Source organism: Streptomyces uncialis (assembly GCF_036250755.1).
GTDB lineage: Bacteria > Actinomycetota > Actinomycetes > Streptomycetales > Streptomycetaceae > Streptomyces > Streptomyces uncialis.
In genome coordinates this window covers 4905841-4923536 of sequence record NZ_CP109583.1, presented here as the reverse complement: position 1 = coordinate 4923536, position 17696 = coordinate 4905841, and the positions used below count along the sequence as shown (strand labels likewise).

Here is a 17696-nt window from a genome sequence, read left to right as displayed (position 1 = left end):
CGTCAGCCGGTGCGCGGTGAGGCCCGTGGACGGCTTCGCGGACCAGGAAGGTCCACGGGGTCCTCACCGCGTGTCCGCCCGCAGGCGGGGCCGGGGTCAGTCGGCCATCGGCAGATACACCCGGTTCCCGCCGGCGGCGAACTCCTTGGACTTCTGGAGCATGCCCTCGGTGACCTCGTCCAACGAGGCCCCGTCCTCACCCGCGCCGCCGAACCGTTCCGTGATGCTGTGGCTGATCTTCATGGAGCAGAACTTCGGGCCGCACATGGAACAGAAGTGCGCGGTCTTCGCGGGCTCCGCGGGCAGCGTCTCGTCATGGAAGGCACGTGCGGTGTCGGGGTCGAGCGCCAGATTGAACTGGTCCTCCCAGCGGAACTCGAAGCGGGCGTCCGACAGCGCGTCGTCCCACTCCTGCGCACCCGGGTGGCCCTTGGCGAGGTCGGCGGCATGCGCGGCGATCTTGTAGGTGATGACACCGGTCTTGACGTCGTCCCGGTTGGGCAGGCCCAGATGCTCCTTGGGCGTGACGTAGCAGAGCATCGCCGTGCCCCACCAGGCGATCATGGCGGCGCCGATGCCCGAGGTGATGTGGTCGTAGGCGGGGGCGATATCGGTGGTCAGGGGGCCGAGGGTGTAGAACGGCGCCTCCTCGCAGATCTCCTGCTGGAGGTCGATGTTCTCCTTGATCTTGTGCATCGGGACATGACCGGGGCCCTCGATCATGGTCTGTACGTGAAAACGCTTCGCGATCCGGTTGAGTTCCCCGAGGGTGCGCAACTCCGCGAACTGCGCGTCGTCGTTGGCGTCCGCGATGGAGCCGGGGCGCAGCCCGTCCCCCAGCGAGTACGTGACGTCGTACGCGGCGAGGATCTCGCACAGCTCCTCGAAGTTCTCGTACAGGAAGGACTCCTGATGGTGGGCCAGGCACCACGCCGCCATGATGGAGCCACCGCGCGAGACGATCCCGGTCTTGCGGCGGGCCGTGAGCGGGACGTAAGGGAGCCGGACCCCCGCGTGGACGGTCATGTAGTCCACACCCTGCTCGGCCTGCTCGATGACCGTGTCCTTGTAGATCTCCCAGTTCAGTTCCTCGGCCTTGCCGTCCACCTTCTCCAACGCCTGGTAGAGCGGCACCGTTCCGATCGGCACGGGGGAGTTGCGGAGCACCCATTCACGGGTGGTGTGGATGTTGCGGCCGGTGGAGAGGTCCATGACGGTGTCGGCGCCCCAGTGGGTCGCCCAGGTCATCTTGTCCACCTCCTCCTCGATGGAGGAGGTCACCGCGGAGTTCCCGATGTTGGCGTTGACCTTCACGAGGAACCGCTTGCCGATGATCATCGGCTCGATCTCGGGGTGGTTGACGTTGGCGGGCAGCACGGCCCGCCCGGCGGCGATCTCCGCGCGGACGACCTCGGGTTCGACGTTCTCCCGGACCGCCACGAACTCCATCTCCGGGGTGATCTCACCGCGGCGCGCGTACGCGAGCTGGGTGACGGGCTGCCCGTCCCGGCCCCTGCGCGGCTGGCGGGGCCGCCCCGGGAACACCGCGTCCAGATTGCGGAGTCCGCCGCGCGGCGAGGTGTGCTTGATCCCGTCGTCCTCGGGCCGCACCGGCCGTCCCGCGTACTCCTCGGTGTCACCGCGGGCGATGATCCAGTTCTCGCGCAGCGGCGCCAGCCCCCGGCGGACATCGGTGTCGGCGTGCGGATCGGTGTACGGGCCGGAGGTGTCGTACAGCGTGACGGCCTTGCCGTTGGTGAGGTGGACCCGCCGGACCGGTACGCGCAGATCGGGGCGGGAACCCTCGACGTACCCCTTGTGCCAGCCGATGGTCGGCCCGGTGCCGTCCGGCCCGGCGCTGTCCGGACCGGCGCTGTCCGGACCGGCGCTGTCCGGCTCGGTGCCGTCACCCCGGCCGTCGGCGTCGGCAGGACCGGTGGTCTCCGTGTCCGGACCGGTACCGGTACCCGTGGTGGGGCCGTTCCCGGCGGACCGCTCGGGTCCGGCGAACTGCTCGGCTTCCGTGGACCGCCCGGCCGTCGAGGGGGCGTCGGTCTGTGCCGTCGGCCCGGGTTCGTCGGTGGGGACCCGCGCGCCGTCCGTCTCGCGTTCCGCGTTCACGGCAGGCGTGCGTACGTCCTTGATGGTCATGAGACCTACTCCCTACGCCGGCATTACCCGGTAACAGGTTCAGCGGTCGACGCAGCCGTTCTCCGCCGGACCGCTCGTACGCCGAATGCGTCGAGTACGTCCGTCAGCGGAGGTCAGCGCCCTCTCAGCCCGGTGCTCCGAGCTCCCGCGTGTACAAAGGTGCCTCCACGCTAGCGTCATATCTGGCGTGCTGAACAGTGGGCCCCGGTCGTTCTTGCGATGATCGGGCGGTGACCACGACGCCGCAGCCCCCCGTCCCGCCCCCCGGTCCGCCCCGGACGCCGTTCCCCGGAGCGGCACATGGGTCACCCCCGTACGCCCCGGAACACGGGCATCCGCCGGGCGCCGGACCCGGCGGACACGGACCGGGCGACCAGGGGCCCGCCGGGTACGGAGGCCCGGGCGGCGGCCGGTCCGGTCCCGGGCACGGCTCCCCGCAGCACAGCGCACCGGAGCACGGCGGACCCGGGCACGGCGGGACGGGGGCCGGGCACGGGGGGCACGGTCACGGTGGTCATGGGCACGGCGGGCACGGTCACTCCCACTCGCACGGTCCGGCGGCTCCCGTGTCCGCGCGGCTGCGCCGGATCATCGCGGCGGTGCTCATCCCCTTCGCGGCGGCCGTGGTGGTGGGTCTCGCGGTGCTGTGGCCCGGGGGGACGCCCGGACATGAGCGCACGGGTGTGGGTTTCGACCGGCAGACCCAACAGGCGACCGTCACCAAGGTCGACCGGGTCGACTGCAAGTCGGTGAACGTGGGCGCGGTCCCGCCGACCGGTGACACCTCGACGGCCGAGGGCAGTTCGGCGCAGCAGCGGGCGACCGGCGACTGCGGCAAGGCGACGGTCGAGGTGACCACGGGCCCCGACAAGGGCCGGACGTTCACGGAGATCGTGCAGCCGGACGCGACCCGGAAGCTGACCTCGGGGCAGCAGGTGATCGTCGCGTACGCCCCCGACGCGCCCCAGGACCTCCAGTACTCGGTGACCGATGTGAACCGGCGGCTGCCGATGGCCCTGCTCGCCGGGCTGTTCGCGCTCGCGGTGGTCGCGGTCGGCCGGCTGCGCGGACTGATGGCGCTGATCGCGCTCGCCGTGAGCTTCCTCGTGCTGACGTTCTTCATCCTGCCCGCGATCCTCCAGGGCTCGAACCCGCTGGTGGTGGCGGTGGTCGGGGCCAGCGCGATCATGCTCATCGCGCTCTATATGTGCCATGGCCTGACCGCCCGGACCTCGGTGGCCGTTCTCGGCACCCTGGTGTCGCTGCTGCTGATCGGGCTGCTGGGGTCGCTGTTCATCGGATGGGCCGCGCTCTCGGGCGACACCGACGACAACACGGGGCTCATCCACGGCCTGTATCCGTCGATCGACATGAGCGGGCTGCTGCTGGCGGGGGTGATCATCGGGTCGCTCGGTGTCCTCGACGATGTCACGGTCACCCAGACCTCGGCGGTGTGGGAGCTGCGTCAGGCCGATCCGACGATGAGCCGCCGGGCGCTGTACCTCGCGGGCATCCGGATCGGCCGGGATCACATCGCGTCGGTCGTCAACACGCTCGTCCTGGCGTACGCGGGCGCCGCGCTGCCGCTGCTGCTGCTGTTCTCGATCGCGCAGAGCGGGGTCGGTACCGTCGCCAACAGCGAGTTGGTGGCCGAGGAGATCGTACGGACGCTGGTCGGCTCCATCGGGCTGGTCGCGTCGGTCCCGGTGACGACGGCCCTGGCGGCGCTGGTCGTCTCCGCGGACCGGGAGCCTCCGACGCCCCTTCCCGCACGGACCGTTCCGTCCCCCACGGGGCGCGGCCGCCGCCGCAAGAAGTGACCCGCCGCACCACCCCGCCGCACCACCGCGCCGCCCCGGCCGGCCGCGCACCGGGACCGCGTTCGGCAACAGGAACGGCGGGCGTAAACCTCCGGAGCGGACCACTTCACGGTTGACGACCCGCCCGGGACGTCAGCCCGCGCTCTGTTCCTCCGCCAGAATCCGGTCCAGCGCCTGGTCCAACAGGGAGTCGAATCCGGCCATCGACCGCTCCTGACCCAGCGGAACGAGCTTGTCCGTACGGTCCAGGAAGGCGATCAGGGGAGCGACCCCGGCCCGGAACACGGCCTGCTCCGTGCCGACCTGAAGGGTGATGAGGACATCGCTCAGCAACTCCGGATCATCCGGCGCGATATGCACATCCCCGTCCCCGCAGGGTCCCGCCACCCCGTCGACCAGCAGTTCCCGTCCGAACGTCCAACTCACGGGAGCGTCACCGGGAAGATGGAAAGTGAGCTGCACGGCATACGGATCAGCGGCCTCGTAGCCGAGCTCCACGGGAATGCGGAACGCGAGCTCCTCGGACACGAGAAAGCTCATCATGACCTCTGCCTGTACCGACTCGCGCATTGGCTACCCCGTCGTGTGGCGTCGACTTGGCCAGGAATCATCCCCCTGACACTGATGGCATCTTGCTTAACGTACACGACAGATCACAAGGAGTGAGTTTTCAGATGCTGATAGAGAAACCGAGTGTCCCTAGTAGCTTTCCGACCTCCCGCTCCAATCGTGCCAGCGTCGGAAGCAATCGTTCCTCTTGATGCGTCGGCAGCGAGAATCCGATGGCCATCGCGGTGTTCCCGGCCATGAGCGGAATCGCCGCGCACACCGTGCCTAGCGCGTACTCCTGATGCTCCAGAACCGGTTGCATCCGGTCGACCGCGGCCAGCCGTCGCAGAAAGGCGTCCTCGCTGCGCACCGAGTACGGCGTCACGTACTGGATCGGATGCCGGTCCAGATGATCGCGGCGCGCCTTCTCCCCGAGCTGTGACAGCAGGCATTGGCCGATCGCGTGGGCGTGCCCCGTCTCCCGGAAGTCGGCCCACTCCTCGACCGCGGGATGCGCGGGGGTGTCGGCCACCGCGACGATCTCGATCTCCCCTTCGCGGTACACCGCGAGGTACACGGGCGCGCCGAGGGTGTCACGGCAGTACGCGAGCGCGTCGTTGATCATGCCGCGACGATTCTGCTGAACCGCCGCACCGCCCAGCCTCTCGGCCGCCTCCGCCAGCAGATAGACCCCGCGGTCCCGGCGGACATAGCCCTCATGGGCGAGCGTGCGCAGCAGGTGGTACGCGGTGGGGAGCGCGACCTCGGCCTCGCGCGCCAGTTGCTTGGCGGGCGCGCCGCCCGGATGCCCGGCCGCCGCCTCCAGCAATCGCAGGGCACGCTGGACGGAGCCGATCAGGGTCGGAGCTGGATCAACCGGGGCCAAGGCACACTCCCGTGGCGATTGGAGGTCCAACCGGACTCTAGTCGTCCGATCCGGACTATCCTCCCCGGAGGGCAAACTTCCCTCTGCCGGGGGACCACGGCCACCGGCGCGTACCGGCGTGTCCGGCCGTCCCGCCCGATTCCGGTCCGGCCGACGAGCGGTCCCGGACCCCCGAGCACCCCGGCCCACCTGTGGCCCAGGCATGCCTGCCGCCCCGGCCCACCTGTGGCCCGGGCCTGACCTGCCGCCCCGGACTATGGCCACCGCGGGCCACCAGCGGCCCTGTTCACCGAGCCGCCCGTGCTACCGAGCCGCCCTGACCACCGAACCGCCAGGACTACCGAACCGCCAGGACTACCGACCGCCGCGGCCTACCAACCGCTCCGTGCGGATGTCGACGCCGTGAACTTCCGCACGACGTAGATCAGCCCGGCCACGGCCGCGACCAGCGCCAGCGCCTTGAAGAGCAGGCCGACGAGGACCGAGAGCACCCCGACGATCAGTCCGCCGAACACGAACAGCGCGACGACCGGCACCACGACCCATTTCACCCACCACGGCATGCCCGCGAAGATCTCCCGCACAGTCCTGTCCTTCCACTTCGCGCGCCGTCCTTCGGCAGCGCCGCACCGGCCCGTACCCGGCCCGTACCCGGTCGGGACCCGGTGTCCGGCCCGCCCGGCCGCCGCACGACCGGTGCGGACGGGCGTCCCGGGAGGGACGGGTCCCCTGGTACGTGCCTTCGATGCTAGGACGCGTGAGCGCCGGGCGGACGCCGCGGAGCCCTTGTCCTCCCCTGACCGCACCCTGACGGAACCCCGAGAACGGAGCTCAGCCTTCCGGTGGGGAGAAGACCACCATCACCCGCAGGTCCTCGGTGATGTGGTGGAACTTGTGCGGGACCCCCGCCGGTACGTAGACCACGCTGCCCCGGGCCACCAGGGTCGTCTCCATCCCCACGGTGATCGACGCCCGTCCGCTCACCACGAAGTACACCTCGTCCTGGCCGTGCGGCTGCTGCGGATCGGCCGCACCCGCGTCCAGCGCGTAGAGGCCGACCGACATGTTCCGCTCGCGCAGGAACTGGAGATACGCCCCGTCGTTCGTGGCCCGCTCGATCTCCAGCTCTTCCAGCCGGAATGCCTTCATGGTCCTCTGTCCGTCCTTGTCCGCTCCGGGAGCCGCCCCCGCGATGCCCGCGTTCTCCTCCGCGCCGGGTCAACCGCCGGGCGCGTCTGTCACGATCAGACACATGATGAATTTTCTGGTCAAGACGATCGCCAACGCGGGGGCCCTGGCCGTCGCGATCTGGCTGCTGGACAAGATCACCCTCACCGGCGACAGCACGGGCGCCAGGGCGCTCACGCTGATCGTCGTCGCGCTGATCTTCGGCCTGGTGAACATCCTCGTCAAGCCTGTGGTGCAGATCCTGACCTTCCCCCTGTTCATTCTCACCCTCGGGCTGATCACACTGATCGTGAACGCCCTGATGCTGCTGCTCACCTCCTGGGTCGCCGACCTGCTGGACGTCGGCTTCCATGTCGAGGGCTTCTGGACCGCCGTGCTCGGTGCGCTGATCATCTCCATCGTGTCCTGGGCGCTGAACGTCGTCCTGCCCGACGACAAGAGCTGACCCCGGCCCGTCCGGCCCGGCCGTGCGTCCGGCGGGGTGCCACCACCCCCGCCGTCCCGTCCCGCCCCGACATGACCGACCCTGGTGGCGGAGGCGTCGGCGGACGCGTGCCGTGTCCGGCGGCGCCCGGGACCGCGGGCGGGAACCCGCTCACGGCGGCTACCCGGGCGGTGGAACGCCGCAGTACAGCGAGGAAGGCGGTTCGGGATGGCAGCGGACGGTACGGGACGGACTCCGGCCCGGGACGCGGCGGGCGGTACGGGACAGGTCCCGGCCGGGGACGGCACACGCGCGGTACGGGCCGGGCTGCCGGACCCCGTGAAGCATGAGCCCGCGCTCCCCGGGCCCGTGTTCGCCGCGCACTTCCATCTGCCGGGCGACGCGACGGGCCCGTACCGCTACGGACGGGACGAGAACCCCACCTGGACCCTGCTGGAGCGGGCCATCAGCGAGCTGGAGGCCCCCTTCGGGGTGGCCGGCCAACCCGGCCCGGACGCCGCGACCGCGGGGGAGAGCGCGGACGGCGGGCCCGCCGAGACGCTGGTGTTCGCCTCGGGCATGGCCGCGATCTCGGCGACCCTCTTCTCCCAGCTGCGCGCGGGGGACACCGTGGTCCTGCCCGCCGACGGCTACCAGGTCCTGCCGCTCGTCCGGGAACAGCTCACCGCGTACGGCATCGAGGTGCGGACCGCGCCGACCGCCGGGGACGCCCAGCTCGATGTCCTCGACGGGGCACGGCTGCTCTGGATCGAGACGCCGTCGAACCCCGGGCTCGACGTCTGCGATCTGCGCCGGATGATCGACACCGCGCACGCCCAGGGCACCCTGGTCGCCGTCGACAACACCCTGGCGACCCCACTGGGCCAGCGCCCGCTGGAGCTCGGCGCGGACTTCTCCGTGGCCAGCGCCACCAAGCAGCTGACCGGGCACGGCGATGTCCTGCTCGGCTATGTCTCGTGCCGTGACAGCGCGACCGCCACCGCCGTACGCCGCTGGCGCAAGATCATCGGTGCGATCCCCGGCCCCATGGAGGCCTGGCTGGCGCACCGTTCGCTGGCCACGCTCCAGCTCCGCGCGGACCGGCAGTGCACGACCGCGCTCACGGTCGCCGAAGCGCTGCGGACCCGGCCCGAGGTGTCCGGGCTGCGCTATCCGGGCCTGCCCGACGATCCCGCGCACCCCGTCGCCGCCCGTCAGATGCGGCGCTTCGGCTGTGTGGTGTCCTTCACCCTGCCGTCCCGTGAGCACGCCGAGCGCTTTCTCGGCGCGCTGACCCTGGTCGACGACGCCACCAGTTTCGGCGGGGTCCGCTCCACCGCGGAACGCCGTCGCCGCTGGGGCGGGGACCCCGTTCCGGAGGGTTTCATCCGGCTCTCCGTCGGCATCGAGGACCCCGATGACCTGGTACGGGACATCCTGCGCGCCCTGGACCACCTGGCCGACTGACAGCTGCGTTCCCTGGCCCGGCGCGACGGCGCCGGGCCCGCGCCGCGCCCCATACACGTACGTCCGTAGGGCCCTGGACGGAGCGGACGGCCCGAGCCTCCCCCCTCGTGGCTCGGACCGCCGGTCGCGGTTCAACGCGCGAAGAACCGCGCGACCAAGGCTAGTTGACCCTGTGTCGGTGTCCAATCACCGTAGCGACAGCGACCTATCGACATATTTATAGTGGGCCGTCCGATCACCACGGGGACCGGAGGAGGCGCACGATGGACCTGGCTCTGCTGCGCACCTTCGTGACCGTGCACCGGGCGGGTTCCTTCACCCGGGCCGCCGCCCTGCTCGGACTCTCGCAGCCCGCCGTCACCTCACAGATCCGGACGCTGGAACGCCAGCTCGGCCGACCCCTGTTCCTGCGCCAGGCGCGCGGTGTCACCCCCACGTCCATCGGTGACGAACTGGCCCACAAGGCCGCCCCCCATCTCGACGCCCTGGCCGAGATCGCCGAGACAGGGCTGGACGGGGAGTACACACCCCGGACCCTCCATCTCGTGGGCCCGCCCGAGTTCATCGCCGAGCGCGCACTCCCCTCGCTGGCCACCATGACCGGACAGGACGGCCGGAGCTTCGCGCTACGCGCCTCCTTCGGCACCGCCGAGGACTCCCTGGAGGGTCTCGCCGCCGGGCACCACGATCTGGCCATCTCGACAGCCCGGCCGCGCGGCAGCCTGCTCACCGCGACGGCGCTGTGCGACGAGGAGCATGTACTGATCGCGGCTCCCCGCTGGGCCGCCCGGCTCGGCCCCGGCCGGCTGCGCCGCAAGGGCGTCCAGGCCTTGGCGCACCTGCCCGTGGTCGAGGTCCATGAGTCCCTGCCCTTCGTGACCCGCTACTGGGCCACCGTCTTCGACGCGGTCCCAGCCGCCTCGGGCACGGTGGTGGTCCCCGATCTGCGGGCCGTTCTGTCCTGCGCCCGGGCGGGGGCCGGCCTCGCGGTCGTACCCCGTTATCTCACCGCCCCGGCGCTGGCCCGTGGAGAGGTGGTCGCCCTGCTGGAACCTGCGGTACCGCCCCTGCGCACCTACTTCCTGGTGGTGCGCACGGGGACCCTGTCCATGCCGCATATCGCCCGGGCCCATGAGTGGCTGCTGCGAGCCGGAACAGGCTGGGACTGAGCGGGTCGGGACACCGTGATCGGCATGCGATGTTTCACGTGGAACCAGCCGGGCCACATTTCCCCCATGAAGGTCCGCCCCGTGGTCAAACGCACCGCCCGCGCCATCCTGCTCGACGGCGACGACCTGGTCCTGATCAAGCGGACCAAGCCCGGGGTCGACCCGTACTGGCTCACCCCCGGTGGCGGGGTGGAAACCAGCGATGCCACCGTCGTCGACGCCCTGCACCGCGAGGTCCATGAGGAGCTCGGCGCCAAGATCACCGATGTCGTCCCCTGCTTCGTGGACACCGTCGAGCACATCGGCGAGGACGGCGGCGCGACCGGAGTGAAGGTGCAGCACTTCTTCGTCTGCCGACTGGCGTCGATGGACGTCTCCCTCCGGCACGGCCCCGAGATCGACGAGCCCTGCGGGGAGTACGAGATCGTACGGGTGCCGTTCACCCGGGTCGGGATCGCCTCGGTGCATCTCGTACCGCTGTCGCTACGGCACTACCTGGACGGCAACATCGAAGGCGTACGCGCCATGCACGCACCTGACCTGGCCTGAGCTGCGGCACCGGGGCCGGACTCGCGTCGGCACGGGGCCAGCGGCGAGGTCGCGTCGGGGCTTGGCGTCGGGTCCGGGGCCGGGTACGGGGTCGAGGGACGGGACGGCTTGGCGCGGTCGGTTCAGGAGCCCGCCGCGACCAGTTCCTCCACGGAGTCGTGCCGTATGCGGCTGACCGGGACCCCGGTGTCCCGCAGCGCGTGGACACCGCTGCGGATCATCCCCGGCGGTCCGGACAGATAGGCGTCGTACTCGTACCAGGGACCGAACTCCCGGACCGCGTCGGGAAGCTGGCGGTGTGCCTCGGCGTCGATGAAGGGGCGGACCGAGAGCCAGGGGTGCGCCTGCTGGAGCCTCAGCATGGTGTCGATGTCATAGAGATCGATATCGGTGCGGGCTCCGTAGAAGACCTCGACGGACCGGCGGGCCCCGTGCTCGGCGACATCCTCGACCAGGGCCTTGATCGGAGCGATCCCGGTTCCCCCGCCCACGCACAGCAGCCCGCTGCGGGTGGTGTGGTCGACGGTCATCGACCCGGTGGGCGGGCCCAGTCTCAGCACATCGCCCGGACGCGCCCGGTGCACCAGGGCGTTGGAGACCCAGCCCGCCGGGACGGCCTTCACATGGAAGGACAGCAGCCCGTCGGCGCGTGGGGCCGACGCGAAGGAGTAGTGCCGCCAGACCCGGGGCCACCAGGGCGTCTCCACACCGGCGTACTGGCCCGCCAGGAAGGGATAGGGCTGATCGGGGCGGACGGTGATGACAGCGATGTCCGGGGTCCGCAGCTCGTGCGACACCACCTCGGCGTACCACCAGGCGGGCGCGCGCAGTTCGTCGGCGGCGGCCGCGTCGATCATGATCTGCGAGATCGTCGTATAGGTACGGACCCAGGCCGCCTGGCACTCCTCGCCCCATGAGTCGGTCGCATGGCTCGACAGCGCGCCGATCAGCGCCTCACCGACCGCCGGGTAGTGCTCGGGGCGAGTGCCGTACTTGCGATGCCCGCGCCCGAGGTTCTGGAGGTACTCCACCAGGACATCGGTGTTGTCGATGTGCTCGGCGGCGGTCAGCAGCGCCTTGAGGATCCGGTCCCGCTGGGTGTCCATCGCCGCGGGGAACAAGGACCGCAGATCCGGGTGCCGGAGGAAGAGCAGTGCGTAGAAGTACGAGGTGACCTTGTCGGCGATCGGCTCGATCTCCTCCATGGTCCGACGGACGTGCACGGCGTCGGGGGAGGGCGGGACGGCGTCCGCCGGACCCGTGGGTCCGGCCGGGCCGGTTCCCCCGGGGACCCCGAGGTCTCCGGACCCACCGGCGGGCACGAGCCGGTCCCGTCCGACGCGGGACGGTGGCATCGGTGCGGGGACGGGCTTGAGGGTGGCGAACAGATCCGGAGCGGCCGGAGCGGCGGCGGAACCGATGGCTATTCGCGCACGGTCCGGCTCCGTCGCGGGGACCGGCCCCGGGTCCACCACCGGGTCGGACGCCTGGCCGGACCCAGGCTCGTCCGCCGGTTCCGGTGCGGGTTCCGGTGCGGGACGGCCGGATGGCGGTACGGGACGGGCGCTTCTGCCGACCGGTCGGAGCGCGGCGATACGGGGCCGGTCCGAGGCCGGGACCTCCTCGGACACCGGCTCAGGGGGCGTTCGTGACGAGAACCAACCGCCTCCCGGCTCGTCGTCGTCCTCACCGGAAGTGCCATTGGCCGACATGGTGGTCGGAGCATCCATTTCTCTGCCTCGCCTCAAGCATCTTTCGGTCGATCCGCGTACTTCTCTGATCGGAAGTCGCCGCTGTCCCCGTACTGTGCCCATCGGTCCACGCCGTGCTCATTGAACCGCGGTTCCCTACCAGGCCGGACGAGTTGGGCCAAAGTGTGACATTGACCGCAGTCATCACATAGCAGCTTCCCACCCAAGGATTTCCGTATGGGCGCAAAGCGTGAAGTACGGGACGCCGGTCCCCTGCTGCGGCTAAGCTGCCCCGCCCCGCTCCCCCCGGTGACGCAACGGAGCGCGGTCCGTCGAACACGATCCGGAGTCGACGATACCGGTAGCGGCCGAACGCACAAGTACCCTGCACGTCAACGGAATTCCCTCTCGCACGGTAAATGAATTCCTTCCCCGAACAGGCAACCCGCACCTGTTCCTACCCATCAGATATCGACAGTCCGTATCTCCCGCATTCGCTCCGAGCCGCCCGGAAAAGCGGCTTGAGTTCCCTCGGAACCCCTCAGCACCACGGCTCCAGAGCACTCCTGACCGGGATTCAGCACCTGAAACGGATACGGACCGTGAGCGCCCTCACCCCCGGCACCCCCGCATCGGACACCTGCCCCCGTCCGTTCGTGCGGCACGTTTCACGTGAAACCACGCCCTGCGCAGGCGCCTTGCCCCTGCCGCGCCGCACGCCTTCAGAGCCCGGGACTCACCGCAGTGGCCGAAAGTTCCGGGCGAGTGCCGCCAAAGCGGTGGACGCCAGGGGGGTACGTCAGACAGCCTGACCAGCGTGTCGACACCTTCCCTTTCCCTCTCCGCGCTCCCCGTCCGCCGACTGACCCCCAGGGACACCACGCTCTGCTCCGACCTCTCACAAGACCGCGACTGGCCGCGGGAAGACCACAAGTGGGGACACCTCCTGACAGCAGGCAGGGGGTACGGCATCGACGCCCCAGACGGCGAAGGCCTCGCCGGCGCCTGCGTGGTGACGTCGTACGGCCCTCCCGGCCGCCCCGACCTCCAGGCGATCGGCATGGTCCTCGTCGCGGAGCGCTACAGCCGCCGGGGGCTGGGACGCCGTCTGATGCGCTACGTCCTGGAGGAGGCGGGGTCGACACCACTCACCTTGCACGCCACCGCGAACGGGCAGCCGCTCTACGAGGAGTTGGGCTTCACCTCGGTGGGCCAGGTCAACACCGTGCGAGGCACCTTCGTCGCCGCCGGGCCGACCCCCCGTGTGCGCACCCGGCCGGCCACGGGCGAGGATCTGTCGACGATCCTGCGGCTCGACGGTGAGGTGTTCGGGTCGGACCGTACGCATGTGGTCGCGCGCCTTCCCGCGTTCACGGACCGGCTCCGGGTGGCCGAGGACAACGGCCGGATCATCGGGTACGCGGGCATCTGGCCCAACACCGACACCGACGTCATCGGCCCCCTGATCGCCCGTGACACGGAAACCGCCCAGGCCCTCATCACCTCACTCGCGGCGGGCGCGGCACGACCGCTGCGTATCGATGTGGACGTACGGCACGAGGAACTGCTGGCCTGGCTCCGTGCGCAGGGGCTCACCCTGGCGTTCAGCAATGCCGTGATGACCTATGGTCTCGCGGCGTTGCCCGGCGACTGGACCCGGCGGTTCGCCCCGGTGACCGTAGCGGCCGCCTGACAGCCCCCGGCATCTGCTTGAGCCGCCCGGTCGGCACATCCGCCGACCGGGCGGCTGAGGCACCTCACCACACGGACCGCCCATGTCGGCCGACCGATCGCGAGATCACGCGTTCACCCCCGCACGGCCGCCCTTGCCGCCGGATCGGCCGGCTCATCGCTTGCGGGCGTCCCCCTGACCGAACCCGTCGCTGTACGGCTCGGTGCGCCGGTCCGCCGCTCCAGCAAGGCGGACACCAGCGCGAGGACCAACGCGGCCAGGGCGAGCAGGGCGCCCACCCAGTTCGGTGAGGTGTAGCCGAGGCCCGCCGAGATCGTCAGCCCGCCGAGCCACGCCGCGAGGGCGTTGCCGAGGTTGAAGGCACCGATGTTGACGGCGGAGGCGAGGGTCGGCGCTCCCTGGGCATGGTCGAGAACCCGCTTCTGCAACGGCGGCACCGTGGCGAAGCCGAGGGCGCCGACCAGGGTGACGGTCACCGCGGCGGCGGCCTTGTGGTGCGCGGTCACGGTGAACAGGGCGAGCACCAGGGCGAGGGCGCCCAGCGACACCAGGAGCATGGGCATCAGCGCCCGGTCCGCGAACCGGCCGCCGACCAGATTGCCGCCGACCATCCCGACACCGAACAGCACGAGCAGCCAGGTCACCGAGGAGTCGGCGAATCCCGCGGTCTCCGTCATCATCGGAGCGATGTAGGTGATGGCCGCGAAGACCCCGCCGAAGCCCAGCACGGTCATCGCCATGGCCAGCAGTACCTGAGGATCGCGCAGTGCGGTCAGCTCATGGCGCAGTCGTACGCCTTCGGGCCGGGGCAGGTCCGGTACGAGCTTCGCCACGCCGAGAAGGCCCACCACGCCGAGCGCGGCGACCAGCACGAACGTCACCCGCCACCCGGCCGTCTGCCCGATGTACGTCCCGAGCGGCACCCCGATCACATTGGCGAGGGTGAGCCCGGTGAACATCATCGCGATGGCCCCGGCCTTCTTGTGCGGCGCGACCAGTTCCGCGGCGACGACCGCGCCGATGCCGAAGAACGCCCCATGGGTGAGTGAGGCGATCACGCGTCCGGTCAGCATCAGACCGAAGACGGGCGCCAGCGCCGAGACCAGATTGCCCACGATGAACAGCCCCATCAGGGCCATCAACATCCGCTTCCGGGGGATCTTGGTGCCCAGCGCGGTCATCAGCGGGGCGCCGAGCAGCACCCCGACGGCGTATCCCGACACCAGATGGCCTGCGGTGGGAATCGAGACGCCGTAGTCGGCCGCGACCTCGGGGAGCAGCCCGAGGATCACGAACTCGGTGGTGCCGATGCCGAAGGCCCCGATGGCCAGGGCCAGAATCGCGAGTGGCATGAGAACGTCGACCTTCCCTACTACTTGCAGGCACACTTAACAGGCGTCCACATTAATTGCAGACGCGTTATATTTGCAAGCGCGGGCTATTGCATGGCTGCCCTATCCTGGGGTCAGCCGCTCGGGACGGAGAAACCACCGCCATGAACGTCACGGACCCCGCGCCGACCGCCCTCGCCCAGGGCTGGTGCGCGCTTTCCCTGCTGCACGGCAGGATCGAGACCCATATCGAGCACGCGCTCCAGGCCGGACACGACCTCAGCGTGCGCGAGTACTCGCTGCTGAACACGCTGAGCCGGCAGTACGACGGCCCCGGTGGGCATCTCCAGATGAAGCAGGTAGCGGAGGCCGTCGTGCTCAGCCAGAGCGCCACCACCCGACTGGTGACCCGGCTGGAGAACCGGGGCCTGCTCAACCGCTATCTGTGCCCCACGGACCGGCGCGGCATCTACACCGAAGTCAGCGAGGCGGGGAGCGCGCTGCTGGCCGAGGCCCGCCCCACCCATGACCACGCCCTGCGGGAGGCACTCGGTACCGCCGCCGAGAACCCGGAGCTGGCGCCCCTGGTCCGGGCGGTGGAGGCCGTCCGCACCCCGGAAGCGGTATAGCCCGGGCCCGGCCGCCCGCCCACCGGTCTCCCGCGCGCCCGCCTCCCCACTCGCAGGCCCGCACCACCCAGCTGCCGCCACCATCCAGCTGCCTCACCCACCCGCACCGGGCGCCCGACCGCGCCTCCGGGACACCTGCACCCACGCGGCCAACGGCACCAACCGGTCCCCGTACGACAGGTTCTAGGCTCGCCGCATGAACGACCTCGACATACGTCCGGCCGGTGCCGCCGACATCCAGGCCATCGTGGACATGCTGGCCGATGACCCGCTCGGCGCCCAGCGGGAGTCCCCGGACGACCTCACGCCGTACCTCGCCGCCCATCAGCGGCTCGCCGACGACCCCAACCAGCATCTGATGGTGGCCGTCCGCGCGGACCGGGTCGTGGGCACCCTTCAGCTCACCGTCATCCCCGGACTGTCCCGCAAGGGCGCCGTTCGCTCGGTGATCGAGGCCGTCCGGGTCCACGCCGACGAGCGCGGCAGCGGGCTCGGAACGCGGCTGATCGAATGGGCGGTGGAGGAATCCCGCCGCCAGGGCTGCCGGCTGGTCCAGCTCACCTCCGATGCGACCCGGGCAGACGCCCATCGCTTCTATGAGCGGCTCGGCTTCCAGGCATCACACGTCGGGTTCAAGCTCGCCCTCTGAGCAACCGCGGGCGGTGCGCTGTTTCACGTGGAACAGCGCACCGCGCGACGGGCCGAGGGAGGGCACAGGCCGGCTACTGCTTGAGCCCGCGCCACCCTTCGGGGTCCACCCCGCCCGGCACGGGCGCCCCCGCGTCGTACGGCTCCCGGGTGAAGACGAACGACCCGATGTCGAGATGACTCGGCGAGCCGTCGGGGCGCCGTACGGCCCGCAGGACCTCACCCGCGAAATAGCCCTCCAGGCCAAGCCAGGTGCCGTCCTCCTGAGCCAGGAAGGGGGACCCGCGTCCGGCCGCGGTCAGCGAGTCCAGTACGAGACCGCCCTCCGCCGCGAGGCGCAGCGCGTAGGGGGACGGGCCCCAGTACCAGGGGCCGGTCAGCTCCAGTTGTCCCTGATCCACCTCGCGCAGCGGACGCCACGGCTGCGGAGGACGGGGTTCGGCCTCGGCCACGATCCGTACGAGATCCACGGCTGCCACGAACACGGCGGGACCGGAGGTGCAGTTGGCCAGGACCACCGCGGTGAGATCGTCGTCGACGCTGGTGAGCAGTGCCGCGAGGAACCCGGGCACCGATCCCCCGTGCCCGACGAACGTCCGCCCCTCGATATGCAGCACCTGCGTCCCCAGGCCGTACGACGCTCCTGACGCGAGGTCCCGCGTCGCGGAGGGCGCCGCCGGGGTCCGCATCTCCCGTACCGACTCCGCGCTCAGCACCCGGTCGTCGCCCCGGGACAGGAACACGGCGAAGCGGGCGAGGTCGGCCGTGGTCGACCACAGCTGACCGGCCGGCGCCATCAGCCCGTAGTCCTCGACGGGTTCGGGCAGCAGCACATCGGCCCAGGGATGCACCGCCCAAGCCTCCGCGTACGGCGCCGAGGGCTGTGCGGCGGTCCGGTGCAGGGCGAGCGGCTCCAGGACCTCACGGCGCAGCACGTCCTCCCAGGACGCGCCGCGCAGTCGTTCCACCACGGTGCCCAGCAAGGCGTATCCGAGGTTCGAGTAGTGGTGGACCCGTCCGGACGGATGACGGAACGGCTCCTCGCCCAGGATGTCCGCGAGGTGCGGTCGCAACGACCCGGGGGTGCGCTCCCACCAGGGCCCGGGGCTCTCGGCGGCGAGGCCGCCGGCGTGGGCGAGAAGCTGGGCGATGGTCACCTCACCCGCTCCGGTGCCTGGAACGTGCTTCTCCAGGGGGTCCCCCAGGTCCAGCAGACCTTCGTCCCGCAGTCGCAGGATCAGCACGGCGGTGAACGTCTTGGTGATCGACCCGATCCGGTACTGGGTGTCCGTACCCGGCGCCTGGCCGTCCGACGCCGAACGCGAGCCGTCCCAGACGATCTCGCCGTCCCGCACCACGGCGGCGGCCACCGACGGCGCCCGGCCTTCGCTCTGGGTGGTCGCGAGGCGGTGCAGCAAGGCGCGACGGGTGGCGGGAAGCAGCTGTTCAGGAGGTGTTGTCATCCTCCCAGTCCAGCCGCTCCGGCCCGTGGAGTCGAGTT

Annotated in this window: 16 protein-coding genes; 8 read left to right on the top strand and 8 right to left on the bottom strand. The window is 70.7% G+C overall.

The features are described 5' to 3' along the window. Window positions 1-96: 96 nt before the first annotated feature. On the bottom strand, window positions 97-2151 hold the full coding sequence (gene thiC, locus OG711_RS20435; RefSeq protein ID WP_329559990.1) for a phosphomethylpyrimidine synthase ThiC: 2055 nt from the start codon (window positions 2149-2151) through the stop codon (window positions 97-99). Between the two features lie 230 nt (window positions 2152-2381). Between thiC and OG711_RS20430 the strand changes: the two genes are divergently transcribed. Continuing rightward, window positions 2382-3971 carry a YibE/F family protein gene (locus OG711_RS20430; protein ID WP_266517726.1) on the top strand — a complete coding sequence of 530 codons (1590 nt, stop codon included), beginning with the start codon at window positions 2382-2384 and terminating at the stop codon, window positions 3969-3971. A 132-nt stretch (window positions 3972-4103) separates the two neighbouring features. Here the strand turns inward: OG711_RS20430 and OG711_RS20425 are convergent, their stop codons facing one another. The 4 genes from OG711_RS20425 to OG711_RS20410 all read right to left on the bottom strand — a co-directional run bounded on the left by OG711_RS20425 (window position 4104) and on the right by OG711_RS20410 (window position 6555). Beyond that, window positions 4104-4541: an SsgA family sporulation/cell division regulator gene (locus OG711_RS20425; protein ID WP_073787299.1), complete on the bottom strand. Its 438-nt coding sequence runs from the start codon at window positions 4539-4541 to the stop codon at window positions 4104-4106. A gap of 100 nt (window positions 4542-4641) precedes the next feature. After that, window positions 4642-5406, bottom strand: a complete 765-nt coding sequence (locus OG711_RS20420) for an IclR family transcriptional regulator (protein ID WP_073787297.1) — start codon at window positions 5404-5406, stop codon at window positions 4642-4644. 371 nt (window positions 5407-5777) lie between these two features. Then, window positions 5778-5990 carry a DUF5326 family protein gene (locus OG711_RS20415; RefSeq protein WP_073787295.1) on the bottom strand — a complete coding sequence of 71 codons (213 nt, stop codon included), beginning with the start codon at window positions 5988-5990 and terminating at the stop codon, window positions 5778-5780. Between the two features lie 247 nt (window positions 5991-6237). Then, window positions 6238-6555: a cupin domain-containing protein gene (locus tag OG711_RS20410; RefSeq protein WP_073787293.1), complete on the bottom strand. Its 318-nt coding sequence runs from the start codon at window positions 6553-6555 to the stop codon at window positions 6238-6240. A 103-nt stretch (window positions 6556-6658) separates the two neighbouring features. Here OG711_RS20410 and OG711_RS20405 point away from each other — a divergent pair, with 103 nt between their 5' ends. The 4 genes from OG711_RS20405 to OG711_RS20390 all read left to right on the top strand — a co-directional run bounded on the left by OG711_RS20405 (window position 6659) and on the right by OG711_RS20390 (window position 10203). Next, window positions 6659-7039: a phage holin family protein gene (locus OG711_RS20405; RefSeq protein WP_073787291.1), complete on the top strand. Its 381-nt coding sequence runs from the start codon at window positions 6659-6661 to the stop codon at window positions 7037-7039. Between the two features lie 207 nt (window positions 7040-7246). Further along, the gene (locus OG711_RS20400) at window positions 7247-8485 is read left to right on the top strand and encodes a cystathionine gamma-lyase (RefSeq protein WP_266517736.1); all 1239 of its coding nucleotides are present in this window, start codon (window positions 7247-7249) and stop codon (window positions 8483-8485) included. 263 nt (window positions 8486-8748) lie between these two features. Beyond that, window positions 8749-9654, top strand: a complete 906-nt coding sequence (locus tag OG711_RS20395; RefSeq protein WP_266517739.1) for a LysR family transcriptional regulator — start codon at window positions 8749-8751, stop codon at window positions 9652-9654. A gap of 66 nt (window positions 9655-9720) precedes the next feature. Continuing rightward, entirely contained in the window at window positions 9721-10203 is a 483-nt protein-coding gene (locus tag OG711_RS20390) for an NUDIX domain-containing protein (RefSeq protein WP_073787285.1), read from the top strand. A 122-nt stretch (window positions 10204-10325) separates the two neighbouring features. On the opposite strand, the gene OG711_RS20385 is transcribed toward OG711_RS20390, so the two are convergent. Then, window positions 10326-11933, bottom strand: a complete 1608-nt coding sequence (locus OG711_RS20385) for a globin domain-containing protein (RefSeq protein WP_329559989.1) — start codon at window positions 11931-11933, stop codon at window positions 10326-10328. A gap of 778 nt (window positions 11934-12711) precedes the next feature. Here OG711_RS20385 and OG711_RS20380 point away from each other — a divergent pair. Further along, window positions 12712-13587: a GNAT family N-acetyltransferase gene (locus tag OG711_RS20380; RefSeq protein WP_329559988.1), complete on the top strand. Its 876-nt coding sequence runs from the start codon at window positions 12712-12714 to the stop codon at window positions 13585-13587. Between the two features lie 113 nt (window positions 13588-13700). On the opposite strand, the gene OG711_RS20375 is transcribed toward OG711_RS20380, so the two are convergent. Next, window positions 13701-14939, bottom strand: a complete 1239-nt coding sequence (locus OG711_RS20375; RefSeq protein ID WP_329559987.1) for an MFS transporter — start codon at window positions 14937-14939, stop codon at window positions 13701-13703. 143 nt (window positions 14940-15082) lie between these two features. On the opposite strand from OG711_RS20375, the gene OG711_RS20370 reads away from it, so the two are divergent. Further along, window positions 15083-15547, top strand: coding sequence for a MarR family winged helix-turn-helix transcriptional regulator (locus OG711_RS20370; RefSeq protein WP_099284359.1), 465 nt, complete (start codon window positions 15083-15085; stop codon window positions 15545-15547). A 196-nt stretch (window positions 15548-15743) separates the two neighbouring features. Then, a complete protein-coding gene (locus OG711_RS20365; protein WP_329559986.1) occupies window positions 15744-16196 on the top strand; it encodes a GNAT family N-acetyltransferase in 453 nt (150 codons plus the stop codon). Window positions 16197-16269: 73 nt separating this feature from the next. Here OG711_RS20365 and OG711_RS20360 read toward each other — a convergent pair whose 3' ends face one another. Next, entirely contained in the window at window positions 16270-17658 is a 1389-nt protein-coding gene (locus OG711_RS20360) for a serine hydrolase domain-containing protein (RefSeq protein ID WP_073787273.1), read from the bottom strand. Window positions 17659-17696: the final 38 nt, after the last annotated feature.

Bases quoted from the DNA above. Each gene is read 5' to 3' on its own strand.
- thiC (WP_329559990.1), bottom strand. From the start codon at position 2,151: ATGACCATCAAGGACGTACGCACGCCTGCCGTGAACGCGGAACGCGAG.
- OG711_RS20425 (WP_073787299.1), bottom strand. From the start codon at position 4,541: ATGCGCGAGTCGGTACAGGCAGAGGTCATGATGAGCTTTCTCGTGTCC.
- OG711_RS20410 (WP_073787293.1), bottom strand. From the start codon at position 6,555: ATGAAGGCATTCCGGCTGGAAGAGCTGGAGATCGAGCGGGCCACGAAC.
- OG711_RS20405 (WP_073787291.1), top strand. From the start codon at position 6,659: ATGATGAATTTTCTGGTCAAGACGATCGCCAACGCGGGGGCCCTGGCC.
- OG711_RS20400 (WP_266517736.1), top strand. From the start codon at position 7,247: ATGGCAGCGGACGGTACGGGACGGACTCCGGCCCGGGACGCGGCGGGC.
- OG711_RS20395 (WP_266517739.1), top strand. From the start codon at position 8,749: ATGGACCTGGCTCTGCTGCGCACCTTCGTGACCGTGCACCGGGCGGGT.
- OG711_RS20390 (WP_073787285.1), top strand. From the start codon at position 9,721: ATGAAGGTCCGCCCCGTGGTCAAACGCACCGCCCGCGCCATCCTGCTC.
- OG711_RS20385 (WP_329559989.1), bottom strand. From the start codon at position 11,933: ATGGATGCTCCGACCACCATGTCGGCCAATGGCACTTCCGGTGAGGAC.
- OG711_RS20375 (WP_329559987.1), bottom strand. From the start codon at position 14,939: ATGCCACTCGCGATTCTGGCCCTGGCCATCGGGGCCTTCGGCATCGGC.
- OG711_RS20370 (WP_099284359.1), top strand. From the start codon at position 15,083: ATGAACGTCACGGACCCCGCGCCGACCGCCCTCGCCCAGGGCTGGTGC.
- OG711_RS20365 (WP_329559986.1), top strand. From the start codon at position 15,744: ATGAACGACCTCGACATACGTCCGGCCGGTGCCGCCGACATCCAGGCC.
- OG711_RS20360 (WP_073787273.1), bottom strand. From the start codon at position 17,658: ATGACAACACCTCCTGAACAGCTGCTTCCCGCCACCCGTCGCGCCTTG.